We start from the raw sequence: 13,475 nt of genomic DNA on the forward strand, positions 1-13,475 counted from the left end.
AGTTTTTCACGATGTCCCAGATCACCATGCGCCAGATGCTGGAAGCCGGCGTGCACTTCGGTCACCAGACCCGCTACTGGAACCCGAAGATGGCCCCGTACATTTTCGGTGCCCGCGGCAAGATCCACATCATCAACCTGGAAAAGACCCTGCCGCTGTTCGTTGACGCGATGAACTTCATCAGCGCCATCGCCCAGAAGCGCGGCACCATCCTGTTCGTCGGCACCAAGCGTTCGGCCCGCGAAGCCATCAAGGAAGAAGCCGAGCGTTGCGGCATGCCCTACATGACCCAGCGCTGGCTGGGCGGCTCGCTGACCAACTTCGCCACCGTGAAGAAGTCGGTCGCCCGCCTGAAGGAGCTGGAAGCGGCCGAGACCGACGGCACCTTCGAGAAGCTGGTCAAGCACGAAGTGCTGGGCCTGCGCCGCGAGCGCGACAAGCTGCAGGCCTCGCTGGGCGGCATCAAGGAGATGAACCGTCTGCCCGACGCCCTGTTCGTCATCGACATCGGCCATGAGGACATCGCCATCAAGGAAGCCAAGAAGCTCGGCATCCCGGTGGTCGCCGTGGTCGACTCGAACTACGACCCGGCCCTGGTGGACTACGCCATCCCGGGCAATGACGACGCCATCCGCGCCGTGCAGCTGTACGCCCGCGCCGCCGCCGACGCCGTGCTGGAAGGCAAGGCCGCCGCGCCGAACTCGGCCACCGTGCGCGAGGAAGAGTTCAGCGAAGGCAACGCCGAGGCCAAGCCGGCCCGTCGTGGCCGCAAGAGCGACGAAGCCGCCGCCTAAGGCGTCACGGCCGTGCAACGCCGGCGCGCCACTGTGCGCCGGCTCAGGGCGGCGGGGCGCAGGCTCCGCCGCTGTCGCTTCAAGGACCGGCGCTTGCGCCGTCCACCCCATTCCCAACTGAGGTCATCACCGTGGAAATCACCGCTTCCCTGGTCAAGGAACTGCGCGAGCGCACCGGCGCCGGCATGATGGAGTGCAAGAAGGCGCTCACCGAGAACGAAGGCAACATCGACACCGCCGCCGAGTGGCTGCGCAAGTCCGGCCTGGCCAAGGCCGACAAGAAGGCCGACCGCGTCACCGCCGAAGGCCGCATCGCCGCGGCGCAGGACGGCGGCAAGGCCGTGCTGGTCGAGATCAACTCCGAGACCGACTTCGTCGCCAAGGACAGCAACTTCGTCGCCTTCACCGACGCCGTCGCCCAGGCCGCCCTGGCCTCCGGCGCCGCCGACGTGGACGCGCTGAAGTCGGCCAAGCTGCCTTCCGGCGAGACCGTCGAGGAGTCCCGCGCCGCCGCCATCGCCAAGCTCGGCGAGAACATGCAGATCCGTCGCCTGGTCGCCGTCGACAGCGCCAACAACGTGGCCGCCTACGTCCACGGCGGCAAGATCGGCGTGCTGGTCGAGGTCAAGGGCGGCGACGCCGACCTGGCCCGTGGCCTGGCCATGCACGTGGCCGCGATGAACCCGCCGTACAACAAGGCCAGCGACGTGCCGGCCGACTTCGTCGCCAAGGAAAAGGAAATCGAACTGGCCAAGATGTCCGAGAAGGACAAGTCCAAGCCGGCCGAGATCCTGGAAAAGATCATCAGCGGCAAGATCAACAAGATCGTCAGCGAAGTGACCCTGTACGGCCAGCCCTACGTGCTGGACACCAACCAGACCGTCGAGCAGGCCCTCAAGGCCGCCGGCGCCGAAGTGGTCGGCTTCAAGCGTCTGGCCGTGGGCGAAGGCATCGAGAAGGTGGTGGAAGACTACGCCGCCGAAGTGATGAAGCAGGCCGGCCTGGCCTGATCGCCACACGCTCCAAAGCAACACCCGAAAGGCCGCGGACACCGCGGCCTTTCGCTTTTTTGCCCCCCGTAGAGCGGAGCTTGCTCCGCTGGGCCTTCCCACGAACCGAACGAAGAGCAGCGGAGCAAGCTCCGCTCTACAAGGCGACCGCGACTGGGCCGGAAGAGACAGTTGCTCCAGCCAGGCAAGTTTCCGCAAGGCCGGATTTCCACCGGGCCGCCTCGCCTGTCCGGGAGCCTCAGCCCAGGCGAATCTTCAGCCGAACGCCGCCTCCAGCGCATCGGCGAGGCGTTCGACGGCGACGACTTCCATGCCCTTGATCGCGCTGGCCTTGGGTGCGTTGCCCTTGGGCACGATGGCGCGCTTGAAGCCGTGGGTGGCGGCCTCGCGCAGGCGGTCCTCGCCGTTGGGCACCGGGCGGATCTCGCCGGACAGGCCGACCTCGCCGAAGGCGATCGTCTTCTCGGCCAGCGGCGTGTCGCGCAGGGACGAGAGCACCGCCAGCAGCGCCGGCAGGTCGGCCGCGGTCTCCTGCACGCGGATGCCGCCGACCACGTTGATGAAGACGTCCTGGTCGCCGACCATGATGCCGCCATGGCGATGCAGCACCGCCAGCAGCATCGCCAGGCGGTTGCCTTCCAGACCCACGGCGACGCGGCGCGGGTTGGACAGCGGCGAGGCATCGACCAGCGCCTGCACTTCCACCAGCAGCGGGCGCGTGCCCTCGCGGGTGACCATCACGCAGCTGCCGGGCTGGCGGGTGCTGCCGCCGGACAGGAAGATCGCCGACGGGTTGGGCACTTCCTTCAGGCCCTTGTCGCCCATGGCGAACACGCCCAGCTCGTTGACCGCGCCGAAGCGGTTCTTGAACGCGCGCAGCACGCGGAAACGGCTGCCCGATTCGCCCTCGAAGTACAGCACCGCATCGACCATGTGCTCGAGCACGCGCGGGCCGGCGATGCCGCCTTCCTTGGTGACGTGGCCGACCAGGAATACCGCCGTGCCGGTCTCCTTGGCATAGCGCACCAGGCGCGCGGCGCTCTCGCGCACCTGGCTCACCGAACCGGGCGCGGCGGTCAGCGACTCGGTCCACAGCGTCTGCACCGAGTCGGCGACGATCAGCTTCGGGCGCGCGGTGGAGGCATGCTGGAGGATGGATTCGATCCCGGTCTCGGCCAGCGCGTGCAGGCCGTCCAGCGGCAGGTCCAAGCGCACGGCGCGTCCGGCGACCTGGGCCAGCGATTCCTCGCCGGTGACGTACAGCACCGGCAGGGTGGCGGCCATCCGCGCCAGCGCCTGCAGCAGCAGAGTCGACTTGCCGATGCCCGGATCGCCGCCGACCAGCACCACCGCGCCTTCGACCAGGCCACCGCCGAGCACGCGGTCGAACTCGCCGATGCCGGTGGACACGCGCACGTCCTCGCTGCTGCGCACGTCCTTGAGCGCGGTGATCTTCGGCGCCTCGGTCTTGCCGGCCCAGCCGGTGCGGCGCGCGGCGGCCGGCGCGGCGCCGGCGGCCGGCTCCAGCACGACCTGGCTCAGGCTGTTCCAGGCGTGGCATTCGGTGCACTGGCCCTGCCACTTGCTGTATTCGGCGCCGCATTCGCCGCAGACATAGGCGGTGCGGGCCTTGGAGGCGGCCTTGGCCATGGAGCGTTCCCTGGAGAAAAAACCGGGCGCCACTGTAGCCGGGCGGCGTCTCGGCCGACGAGACCGGCGCGGGCCGGCACGGCGCGCTTTCGACGTACCTTAGCCCGTGAAGCCTTCTCCAAGCCGCCCACCCGTGAGCCGTCTCCGCCTGCCCCATGGCCCGCTGCGCACCCTGCTGCTCCTGCTGCCGCTGGTGCTGCTGGCGGTCTGCGGCTGCGTGTACATCGCCCGGAGCCTGCCGCGGAACGCCAATCACGTGCTGGACCCGGATGCGTACTTCACCGGCCCGGGTCTGGCGCTGGCGCGAGCGGTGGACCACCTGGATACGCGCCGCATCGACCAGCTGGTCCGCGAACAGGGCCTCGACCCGAACACCGTCTTCGATCGCAGCGGCCGTCCCCTGCTGGCCTGGCCGGTACTCACCGCCAACCCGGAGGGGCTGAGGCTGCTGCTCGACGCCGGCGCCTCGCCGAATGTGCGCGGCCAGGCCGGCACGGCCGCGGCGTTCGAGTCGGCGCTGGTGCCGGCGGCCGAACGGTCCGATCCCGACTACCTGACCGAACTGCTGATGCGCGGCGGTGACCCCAACACGCGCAACGCCGAGGGCCAGCCGCTGCTGTACGTGGCCTTCAAACACGGCCGCTGGGCCAACGTGCAGCACCTGATCCTGTCCGGCGCCAACCAGGACACCGTCCTGGACGGCGCCGACCACTACGACACCGTGCTGAGCTGGTACGCGCGCAGCGGCCGCTTCGATCGGCTGTACTGGCTGCTGGAACACGGCGGCGACCCGACCCTGCGCATGCACGACCTGGAGGGTGCGCGCCTGCTCGGCACCGCGCAGTCCAACGACGGGCGCATGCCCATCGTGGAGGACGCCTTCTACCGCGACGTACCCGAGGCGATGCGCGACTGGCAGCGCGCCTGCCAGGCCTGGCTGCTGGACAAGGGCATCGGCCGCCCGCCGATGCCACCGACCCTGCGCCCGCGCCAGCGCGATCCGCTGCCTTCCGACCAGGAAGCGGGACCGGGCAGCATCGCGCTGTAGCCCGCATCGCGCGCCTTGCCTGCGGACGGCGCGCGATCGAAGGACCGGCGCATGCCGCACTCGATGCGCCAGCCGCTGCGCCGCAACCGCAGGTGGTCCGCGCGTCGCCGCGCCGCACCCTGCGTGGCACCATCCCCGGATGGCCTCACCGACCGACCTGCTGGCCGCCCTGCCCGCCACCACGCCCGAGGCCGCGCTGTGGGTGGCGCTGAGCGGCGGCCTGGATTCCACCGCACTGCTGCACGCGCTGGCCGCCACCTGGCCCGGCCGCGTGCGCGCCGTCCATGTGCACCACGGCCTGCATGCCGACGCCGATGCCTGGGAAGCCCACTGCGTGGCGCTGTGCGCGCGGCTGCAGGTGCCGCTGCGGGTCGAACGCGTCGTGGTCGAACGCGCCGGCGAGGGACTGGAGGCCGCCGCACGCCGCGCGCGCCACGCGGCCTTCGCCCGCGTCCTGCGACCTGGCGACCTGCTGGTCGCCGCCCACCACCGCGACGATCAGGCCGAGACCTTTCTGCTGCGCGCGCTGCGCGCCTCGGGGCCCGAAGGCCTGGCGGCGATGCGGCCGCTGCGCCCGTTCGCGCAAGGCCAACTGTGGCGGCCCTGGCTGGACCTGCCGCGCAGCGCGATCCTGGCCTACGCCCAGGCCCATAACCTGCGCTGGGTCGAGGACCCCAGCAATGCCGATGCCGCGCTGGACCGCAACTTCCTGCGCCACCACGTGCTGCCGCTGCTGCGCCAGCGCTGGCCGCACGCCGACGCCGCCCTGGCGCGCAGCGCCGCGCTGAGCGCGCAGGCCGACGCGCTGTTGCTGCAGCTGGACCAGGACGCGCTGGACCGCGCGCGCACCGACGATGCGCAGCTGCTGTCGGTTCCCGCGCTGCGGGCGCTGTCGCCCGAACTGCGCGCGCGCGCCGTGCGCCGCTGGATCGCCACGCTGGGCCTGCCGCCGCTGCCGGCGCAGGGCATCGTCCAGTTGGAGACCAGCCTGCTCGATGCCGGGCACGATGCGCAGGCGCGCTTCGACTGGGGCGATGCGCGCCTGCAGCGCTGGCGCGACCTGCTGCACGCCGGCCGCGCAACGCCGCCGCTGCCCCGCGCATGGCGCACGCACTGGCGCGGCGATGCGCCGCTGGCATTGCCCGGCGGCGGCGAACTCCGGCTGCAGGGCGCGGCGTTCGAGCCCCCGGTGCAGGTCGGCGCGCGCCAGGGCGGCGAACGCATCCAGTTGCCTGGGCGGACGCATTCGCACGCGCTCAAGCACGCGCTGCAGGCGGCCTGCATTCCGCCGTGGCAGCGCGCGCAGCTGCCGCTGCTGCGCGACGCCGAGGGCAGCGTGCTGGCGATGGGCGACCGCCTCCTGTCCGGCCCGTTCCAGGCCTGGCTTGAGGCGCAGAACGCCCGATTGCACTGGACACCGCCGAGCCGCGTTTGATTGACCCTTCGCAGCATGGCCCCCACACTTTGCCCATGGCTAACAAACCCACCGCCGACGCCTCGCCCGTGGCGCATTTCGAGCAATCGCTGGACGAGCTGGAGCAGCTGGTCGCGCGCATGGAACAGGGCGACCTGAGCCTGGAAGAGTCCCTGGCCGCCTACGAACGCGGCGTCGGCCTGTACCGCAGTTGCCGCACCGCGCTGGAGCAGGCAGAGCTGCGCGTGCGCCTGCTCACCGACCCGGACCGCCCCGAGACCGCCGAGCCCTTCGCGCCGCTGCCCGATGGGCAGTGAGACCGCGTTCGCGCGCTGGGCACAGCGCGTCGAAGCGGCGCTGGAGGCCGCGCTGCCCGCGCCCGACCTGGCCCCGCAGCGCCTGCACGCGGCGATGCGTCACGCCGTGCTCGGCGGCGGCAAGCGCATGCGCCCGCTGCTGGTCTACGCGGCCGGCACGCTGACCGGCGCCGATGAAGCCACGCTCGATGCGCCCGCCGCGGCGGTGGAACTGATCCACGCCTATTCCCTGGTGCACGACGACCTGCCGGCGATGGATGACGACGCGATGCGCCGCGGCCGGCCGACCGTCCACGTGGCCTTCGACGAAGCCACCGCGATCCTGGCCGGCGACGCGCTGCAGACGCGCGCCTTCGAAGTGCTCGCCGACGCGCACGCCGAGCCCGCGCTGCGCGTGGCCTGGCTGCAGACCCTGGCCCGGGCCAGCGGCGTGGCCGGCATGTGCGGCGGCCAGGCGCTGGACATCGACGCCACCGGCCAGCAGCAGTCGCTGGCCGCGCTGCAGCGCATGCACGCGCTCAAGACCGGCGCCCTGATCCGCGCCAGCGTGCGGCTGGGCGCGCTGGCCGGCGGCGCGGACGCGGACACGCTGCAGCGCCTGGACCGCTTCGCCGACGCGCTCGGCCTGGCCTTCCAGGTGCGCGACGACATCCTCGACGTCGAAGCCAGCTCCGAGACCCTCGGCAAGACCGCCGGCAAGGACGCCGCCCAGGACAAGTCCACCTATCCCGCCCTGCTTGGCATGGACGGCGCCAAGGCCAGGCTGGACGACCTGGCCGCGCAGATGCGCGACCTGCTCGCCCCTTTCGCCGAGCGCGCCGATGCACTGGCCGCGCTGGGCGAGCTGACGGTGCGGCGCGGGCATTGAGTCCGCTGCTTACGCCCCCCGCTACTACGCAGGATGATCGCGGCGGTACAGCGTCCATTCTTCAATCGCCGTGCCATCCGGCAAATGGCACACACCCTTCGCACCATCCGCCTCGTTGACCGTTTCCAGCCGTCCGCCCTGCTTGACGCAGTACTCGGATGCCGGATTGGCGATGGCGGCCTGCGGCGCAGGCGGCTGCGGCTGCGGCTGCGGCTTACAGCCTGCAAGCAGCGCAAGCGCGGACAGTGCGGCGCAGGCGGCGGCGTGTTCCCAACGTTTCTTCATCGCTTCGCTCCAGGATCCGGGGATATCCGGGCGATCAAGTTAGCGGCTCGCCAAGACCGCAGACAACACGTCGGACCACACCGCGTGGCCGCCTGTTCAGCGAAGGCCGGCTGCACGGCGGCGCCTGTCTGGCCACCGCAAGAAAAAAGCCCGGCCGAAGCCGGGCTTTTTCAGGTCACCGCGCGCGCGCCTACTTGATGAAGCGGAACGCGAACGGATACCGATAGGCCTCGCCGTTGTTTGACTTGATCGCGGCGATGATGATGAACACCAGCGCGGCGATGCCCACCAGCAGCATCAGCGGACCGGTGACGATGAAGCCGATGCCCAGCGTGACCAGACCGATGAGGGTCAGCACCAGCATGATGATCGCCACGGTGATGTTGAAGTTCAGCGCCTCCTTGGCCTGGTCGGCGGCGAAGGGCAGCGTGTCCTTCTTGATCTGCCAGATGATCAGCGGGCCGATCACGCAGCCCAGACTGGCCAGCCAGCCGGAGGTCAGCAGGCCGCCGAGCAGCGCCGAGAGATGGGCGAACAGCGCCCACTGCCGGTCCTCGGCCGAGGGCGTGCCCGGCGGGGGCGGCGGCGGTGCGGTGACGTTCTCGAATTCGTTCATGCGCGTTTCTCGCAGGTCCAGGGTGGAAGGAAGCCGGCCGGCGATGTGCGCCGGTACCTGCGCAGCTTACGTGGCCTGAGGCCGGGTGCGGCCATCCAGGCCGGCCAGCGTGTCGTCCCAGTCCCCGTCCGACGCATCGTCCTCGTCGCGATAGCGCGCGGCGATCTGCAGCACCTCGGCCTCGATCTGGAAGAACGCGTCCAGCACCACCGGGTCGAAGGTCGTACCGCGCAGCTCGAGCATCATGGCCTTGGCGCGCTCGTGCGGGAACGGATCCTTGTAGCAGCGCCGGCTGATCAGCGCGTCGTAGATGTCGGCCACGGCCATGATCCGGCCCGACAGCGGGATATCCTGGCCCTTCAGCCCGGCCGGATAGCCGCTGCCGTCCCATTTCTCGTGGTGGGTGGCGGCGATGTCGCCGGCGATCTGCAGGAAGTTGTCGCCCTCGATCCGCCCGGACGTGCTCAGGATGATCTGGCGGCCGTATTCGGCGTGGCGGCGCATGATCACCAGCTCCTCCGGCGTCAGCGCGCCGGGCTTGAGCAGGATGTGGTCGGGCACACCGACCTTGCCGATGTCGTGCAGCGGCGCGGACAGGAACAGCAGGTCGATGTACTCGCGCGTCAGGATGTCGGTGTAGTGTCCGCTGCGCTGCAGATGCCGGGCCACGGCGCGCACGTAGTGCTGGGTGCGTTTGATGTGCGCGCCGGTCTCCGGGTCGCGCGTCTCGGCCACCGCGGCCATCGATTCGATCGTGACCTGACGAGCGTTCTCCAGCTGCCGGCGCCACCGCTGCGCGCGGCGATGCTGGGTCACCAGGCGCGCGCCGCAACACAGCGCCAGCAGCAGGCCCAGGGTCAGCAGCGCCGCGCCGGTCGGCAGGTACACCCCGGTGCGCGCGAACACGGCCGCCGCCAACGCCAGCAGGCCCGCCGCCAGCAGCGCGGCCAGCGCCGCCAGCAGCGCCAGCCCGCGTCCGGCGGCAAACAGCCAGGCCAGCAGCAGCGCGCCCAGCACGCTGCTCAGCAGCGCCGCACCCGTGCCCCAGCTCGGCGCGCGCACCGCGTTGCCGTCCATCAGGTTCTGCGCCAGCACCGCCTGCAGCTTGACGCCGGAAAAATCGCGATCCAGCGCGGTGCGATGCAGATCGTTGAGCCCGACGGCGGAGGAGCCGATGAACACGATCCGGCCGCGCAGGTCCTGGCCGCGCGCGCGCCCGGCCAGCACGTCCACCGCAGGAATGCTGGTGTATTGGGCCGGCCCGCCGTTGAAGCGCAGCCTGGCCTGGCCGGCCGCATCGATCGGCACGCGGTGCGTGCCCAGGCGCAGCGACAGGCCGTCGCGATCCTGTTCGATCTGGCCGCTGCGCACGCCCAGCGCCTGCATGGTCGCGGCCAGCGCCAGGCTGGCGTGCACCACGCCGCGATGGGCGATCAGCAGCGGCGCGCGCCGCAGTTGGCCATCGTCGTCGGCGCGGATGTTGACGAAGCCCGCCGTGCGCGTGCGCGCGGCGATCGGCGCCACGTTGTCCAGCACGCCAGGCGCCTGCGGCAACTGCAGCCGGTCCAGGCGCCCCTCGAAGCCCACCCCGGGCCGCACCGGCCCGGCGCCCTCGGTGGCATGGTCGAAGTAGAAATAGCGTGCGCCGATCACCTCGTGCCGCGCCATCACCTGGGCCAGGTAGCCATCGTTGTCCAGCAGCCCGGCCGGGACGCCGGCGAAGGACACGTCCAGGTCGAAGTCGCGCTTGAAGGTCTGCTGGATGTCGGTCAGCGAGGTGCGATCGGGCTCGGGCAGCAGGATGTCCAGCGCGATCGCCGACGGGTGCTCGGCCGCGACGCGCTCGATCAGGGTGGCCAGGCGATAGCGCGGCCACGGCCACTGCCCCACCGCCGCCAGGCTGACCTCGTCGATGTCCACCACCACCGTGTCCGGCGCCTGCACCCCGGAGGCGGCATGGACCAGCAGCCCGTCCAGCAGCGCGCGGTCCAGCCGCGCCACCGGCGCGTCCTTCCACAGGCCGCTGGCGACCACCAGCACCGCCACCAGCACGGCCAGCAGCAGGAACCCCAGCCGCCGACGGGGCGAGGATTCGGTCAGGGCGGGCGCGAGCTGCATGGTCGGACGCGCGTCTAGAGAACGAAGATCTCGGCGCGCCGGTTGCGCTGTTCCGGCACCCCCGGCCGGGTCGGCACCAGCGGCACCTTGTCGCCGAACCAGCGCACTTCCACCGGCAGGTCCGGATCGATCTGCTTGAGCAGCCTGGCCACGGCGCGGGCACGCTGCTCGGACAGGTCCATGTTGTACTTGGCCGTGCCGGCCGAGTCGGCATAGCCGAACACCGTGACCTCGGTCGGCAGGCGGCCGCGCACCACCTCCAGCACGCCGGGCAGCTGCTTCTTCGATTCCGGCGTCAGCTCCATGCTGTCGAACCTGAAGTTCAGCACGAAGCTGCGCGGCGGCGTGGGCTGGGCGTCCAGCAGCGCGCGATGGGCCTGCTCGAACGCCGCCTGGTCCTGGCCGCGCGGCGCGCCCGGCCGGGCCTTGGCATCGCCAACGCTGACCGTGGCGTAGGCCTGCTCGATGCGCTGCTGGCCCTGTGCGGTGGACACCACCAGTGCGCCAACCTTGCCGTCGTGGTCCGGCAGCAGCGTCACCCGGGTCGGCGTGGACGCGCAGGCGCCCAGACCGAGGGCGGCACACAGCACGGCGACCCGCATCCAGGCGTGGCGCATCGAACACGTCATGGCGTTCAGTTCGCCTCGATCAGCAGGCGGGTGCCGCGCACGCCGACCGTCGCGGTGGGCGTGTCGATCTTGACCGCCTCCGGCTTGAGCTTGCCGATCTTGCCGGACTCGTAGATCGCCGAGCCCTTGCTCAGATACAGCGAGAAGGAGAACGCGTCGTCCTTGGGCTCGAACAGGTAATCGCGCACCAGCACGTCGGCCCCCGAGCCCAGCGTGAGCAGCGTGCCGTCGCGGAAGACGATCGAGGCCGTCGCACCGGGCGCGGCGATCAGGCGGTCGGACACCAGCAGCTGTGTGCCGCCGCTCGCCTCGACGCTGCCGGAGGCGCGCACGACTTTGACACTGCCTTCCACGCGCTTGACCAGCGCCACGTGCGCATCGGCCGCCAGCGCAGTCGTCGAAAGGCCTAGCAGCCAGCCGAAGGCCAGCAGGCAGAGAAGTCGCTTCATGTTGTCCCCCTGTCCGGGCCGACCAGGTGCGGTCGAAGCCTCGGTCACGCCGATCCGGCGTTGGCGACGTTGCACGTCAGCGATGTGATGGGCAAGTGATTTCTGGCGATCCGGCCCGGATCGCCCTGTTCACGTGCGAAACGCGGCGCTTACTGGCTCCCTGCGACCGTCATTTTGCCCACCAGCAGCGAGCCCATCGCGATATGCGAGCGCGGGTCGATGTCGCTGCCCACCGCCTCGATGGCGGCGAAGATGTCCTTGAGGTTGCCGGCCACGGTCACGTTGTCGACCGGGTAGGCGATCTGACCGTTCTCGATCCAGAACCCGCCGGCGCCGCGCGAGTAATCGCCGGTAACGCCGTTGACGCCCTGCCCCATCAGCTCGGTCACCAGCAGACCGGTGCCCATCTCGCGCAGCAGGGACGGCAGGTCGCCGGCATTGCTGGATACGATGAGGTTGTGCACGCCGCCGGCGTTGCCGGTGCTGCTCAGGCCGAGCTTGCGCGCCGAATAGCTGCCCAGCACGTAGCGCTGCAGCACCCCATTGGCGACGAGCGGCGAATCGACCGTGGCCACGCCTTCGGCATCGAAGCTGCCCGACCGCAGGCCGCCGCGCAGCAGCGGCCGCTCCTCGATCGAGAACCAGTCCGGGAAGACCTGCGTGCCGGCGCGATCGAGCAGGAAGCTGGCCTTGCGATACAGCGCGCCGCCGCTGACCGCGCCGAGCAGGTGCCCGATCAGCGAACGCGCGACCTCGGCGCTGTACAGCACCGGATACTGGCCGGTGGCCAGGTCGCGCGGCGCCAGGCGCGCCACGGTGCGCTGCGCGGCGCGCAGGCCGACGGCCTCCGGCGCCTGCAGCCGCTCGCGCGCCAGCGCGGTGGTGTACCAGCCGTCGCGCTGCATGCCTTCGCCGGTGCCGGCGATCAGGGCGCAGCTGATCGAATGATGCGTGCCGCGCTCGCGCCCGATGAAGCCGTGCGAATTGGCGTACACCGACAGCCCGTAGCCGCTGCCCACCGAGGCGCCATCGGAATTGCTGATGCGCGCATCGGCCTGCCGCCCGGCCGCCTCGCAGGCCAGCGCCAGGTCGATGGCCGTATCGGCGTCCAGTTCCCACGGATGCCAGGTGTCCAGGTCCGGGAAGGCCGTGGCCATGCGCGCGGCGTCGGCCAGGCCGGCGGCCGCATCGTCCTCGGTGTAGCGCGCGATGGCGCAGGCCTGCTCGACCGTGGCGGCCAGGCTGTCCTCGCGCAGGTCGGCGGTGCTGGCGCTGCCCTTGCGTTGGCCGAAGTAGACGGTCACGCCGATGGCGCGGTCCTGGGTGGATTCGACCGTCTCCACCTCGCCCAGGCGCACGTTGACGTTCAGGCCGCGATCCTCGCTGCAGCTGACCTCGGCCTGGCTGGCGCCGCGCGCGCGGGCCATGTCCAGCAGGCGCTCGGACAGGCGCGCCAGATGGTCCAGGCGCGCGTTGCTGTCGTCATGCACGGGGGAAGCGATGGCGTTCAATGGCTTATCCTATTGATTGGATTTCGATTGATCCGGCGCGCTGCGCGCGCCGACTCGTGGAGAAGTGTGAGATGCGCGGACGCGATCCGGAAACCGGCGAGTTCTACGGCCCCAGCCGCACCCAGCAGCGGCAGGACGCGCTGGAGGTGCGCGCCCTGGCCGAACAGCTGGTGGCGCTGCCGGCCGCGCGCCTGGCCCAGCTGCCGATGAGCGAGGAGTTGGCCGACCACGTGCGCGACACGCAGAAGGTCACCTCGCACATCGCGCACAAGCGCCAGCTGCAGTACCTGGCCAAGCAGATGCGCAAGGAGGACGACGCGACGCTGGAGGCGATCCGCGATGCGCTGGACGCCGGCGGCGACGCCGCGCGCCGTGAGACCGGCCTGATGCACCAGGCCGAAAGCTGGCGCGAGCGCCTGCTGGACGACCCCGACGCGCTGACCCAGCTGGTCGATGCCTTCCCCGACGCGGACCGCCAGCGCCTGCGCCAGCTGGTGCGCAACGTCGCCGAGGAGCGCAAGAAGAACAAGCCGCCGGCGTCCTACCGCGAGCTGTATCGCGAGATCCGCGGCCTGATCGACGCGGCCGACGCGAACGATGCCGATGCGCTCGACGCGCGCGAAGACTAGCCCCGCTCCCCCAGGGAGAGGGGTCGGGGTAAGGGCCCGGCGCGCGCGCAGTGCCTGAAGCACGCCCGGCACCCTCATCCGCGCTGCGGACACCTGTTCCTCAGAGAGCCCACCGTCGCGGTGAGAAAAGGGAAGCA

Annotated in this window: 14 protein-coding genes; 7 read left to right on the forward strand and 7 right to left on the reverse strand. The window is 70.9% G+C overall.

What is annotated here, in order from left to right; translation table 11 throughout:
- The first annotated feature begins 11 nt into the window (after positions 1-11).
- Together rpsB and tsf are read left to right on the forward strand one after the other, a co-directional pair.
- Positions 12-794: a 30S ribosomal protein S2 gene (gene rpsB, locus EAT51_RS14250; protein WP_130521317.1), complete on the forward strand. Its 783-nt coding sequence runs from the start codon at positions 12-14 to the stop codon at positions 792-794.
- Between the two features lie 131 nt (positions 795-925).
- Positions 926-1,804 (forward strand): translation elongation factor Ts, encoded by an 879-nt coding sequence (gene tsf, locus EAT51_RS14255; RefSeq protein ID WP_130521315.1) that lies wholly within the window; start codon positions 926-928, stop codon positions 1,802-1,804.
- A 255-nt stretch (positions 1,805-2,059) separates the two neighbouring features.
- Here the strand turns inward: tsf and radA are convergent, their stop codons facing one another.
- Positions 2,060-3,454: a DNA repair protein RadA gene (gene radA, locus EAT51_RS14260; RefSeq protein ID WP_130521313.1), complete on the reverse strand. Its 1,395-nt coding sequence runs from the start codon at positions 3,452-3,454 to the stop codon at positions 2,060-2,062.
- 133 nt (positions 3,455-3,587) lie between these two features.
- Here radA and EAT51_RS14265 point away from each other — a divergent pair, with 133 nt between their 5' ends.
- The 4 genes from EAT51_RS14265 to EAT51_RS14280 all read left to right on the forward strand — a co-directional run bounded on the left by EAT51_RS14265 (position 3,588) and on the right by EAT51_RS14280 (position 7,101).
- Positions 3,588-4,502: an ankyrin repeat domain-containing protein gene (locus EAT51_RS14265; RefSeq protein ID WP_130521311.1), complete on the forward strand. Its 915-nt coding sequence runs from the start codon at positions 3,588-3,590 to the stop codon at positions 4,500-4,502.
- Positions 4,503-4,641: 139 nt separating this feature from the next.
- A complete protein-coding gene (tilS, locus tag EAT51_RS14270) occupies positions 4,642-5,937 on the forward strand; it encodes a tRNA lysidine(34) synthetase TilS (RefSeq protein WP_130521309.1) in 1,296 nt (431 codons plus the stop codon).
- Positions 5,938-5,972: 35 nt separating this feature from the next.
- On the forward strand, positions 5,973-6,233 hold the full coding sequence (locus EAT51_RS14275) for an exodeoxyribonuclease VII small subunit (protein ID WP_130521307.1): 261 nt from the start codon (positions 5,973-5,975) through the stop codon (positions 6,231-6,233).
- Positions 6,223-7,101 (forward strand): polyprenyl synthetase family protein, encoded by an 879-nt coding sequence (locus EAT51_RS14280; RefSeq protein ID WP_130521305.1) that lies wholly within the window; start codon positions 6,223-6,225, stop codon positions 7,099-7,101. Before EAT51_RS14275 ends, EAT51_RS14280 begins: the two co-directional genes overlap by 11 nt.
- A gap of 24 nt (positions 7,102-7,125) precedes the next feature.
- Here the strand turns inward: EAT51_RS14280 and EAT51_RS14285 are convergent, their stop codons facing one another.
- From EAT51_RS14285 to pmbA, 6 genes are all read right to left on the reverse strand, one after another.
- Positions 7,126-7,386 (reverse strand): putative hemolysin, encoded by a 261-nt coding sequence (locus EAT51_RS14285; protein WP_130521303.1) that lies wholly within the window; start codon positions 7,384-7,386, stop codon positions 7,126-7,128.
- A gap of 190 nt (positions 7,387-7,576) precedes the next feature.
- Positions 7,577-8,002: a DUF4870 domain-containing protein gene (locus tag EAT51_RS14290; protein WP_130521301.1), complete on the reverse strand. Its 426-nt coding sequence runs from the start codon at positions 8,000-8,002 to the stop codon at positions 7,577-7,579.
- Between the two features lie 66 nt (positions 8,003-8,068).
- Positions 8,069-10,120 carry a CHASE2 domain-containing protein gene (locus EAT51_RS14295; RefSeq protein ID WP_130561770.1) on the reverse strand — a complete coding sequence of 684 codons (2,052 nt, stop codon included), beginning with the start codon at positions 10,118-10,120 and terminating at the stop codon, positions 8,069-8,071.
- Between the two features lie 14 nt (positions 10,121-10,134).
- Complete coding sequence (locus EAT51_RS14300; protein WP_205956275.1) at positions 10,135-10,737, reverse strand: OmpA family protein; 603 nt, start codon at positions 10,735-10,737, stop codon at positions 10,135-10,137.
- A gap of 17 nt (positions 10,738-10,754) precedes the next feature.
- Positions 10,755-11,198 (reverse strand): FecR family protein, encoded by a 444-nt coding sequence (locus tag EAT51_RS14305; protein WP_130521296.1) that lies wholly within the window; start codon positions 11,196-11,198, stop codon positions 10,755-10,757.
- Between the two features lie 149 nt (positions 11,199-11,347).
- A complete protein-coding gene (gene pmbA / locus EAT51_RS14310) occupies positions 11,348-12,709 on the reverse strand; it encodes a metalloprotease PmbA (RefSeq protein ID WP_130521294.1) in 1,362 nt (453 codons plus the stop codon).
- Positions 12,710-12,780: 71 nt separating this feature from the next.
- On the opposite strand from pmbA, the gene yjgA reads away from it, so the two are divergent.
- Positions 12,781-13,338 (forward strand): ribosome biogenesis factor YjgA, encoded by a 558-nt coding sequence (gene yjgA, locus EAT51_RS14315; protein ID WP_130521292.1) that lies wholly within the window; start codon positions 12,781-12,783, stop codon positions 13,336-13,338.
- The last annotated feature ends 137 nt before the right edge of the window (positions 13,339-13,475 follow it).

This window comes from Pseudoxanthomonas winnipegensis, assembly GCF_004283755.1.
GTDB lineage: Bacteria > Pseudomonadota > Gammaproteobacteria > Xanthomonadales > Xanthomonadaceae > Pseudoxanthomonas_A > Pseudoxanthomonas_A winnipegensis.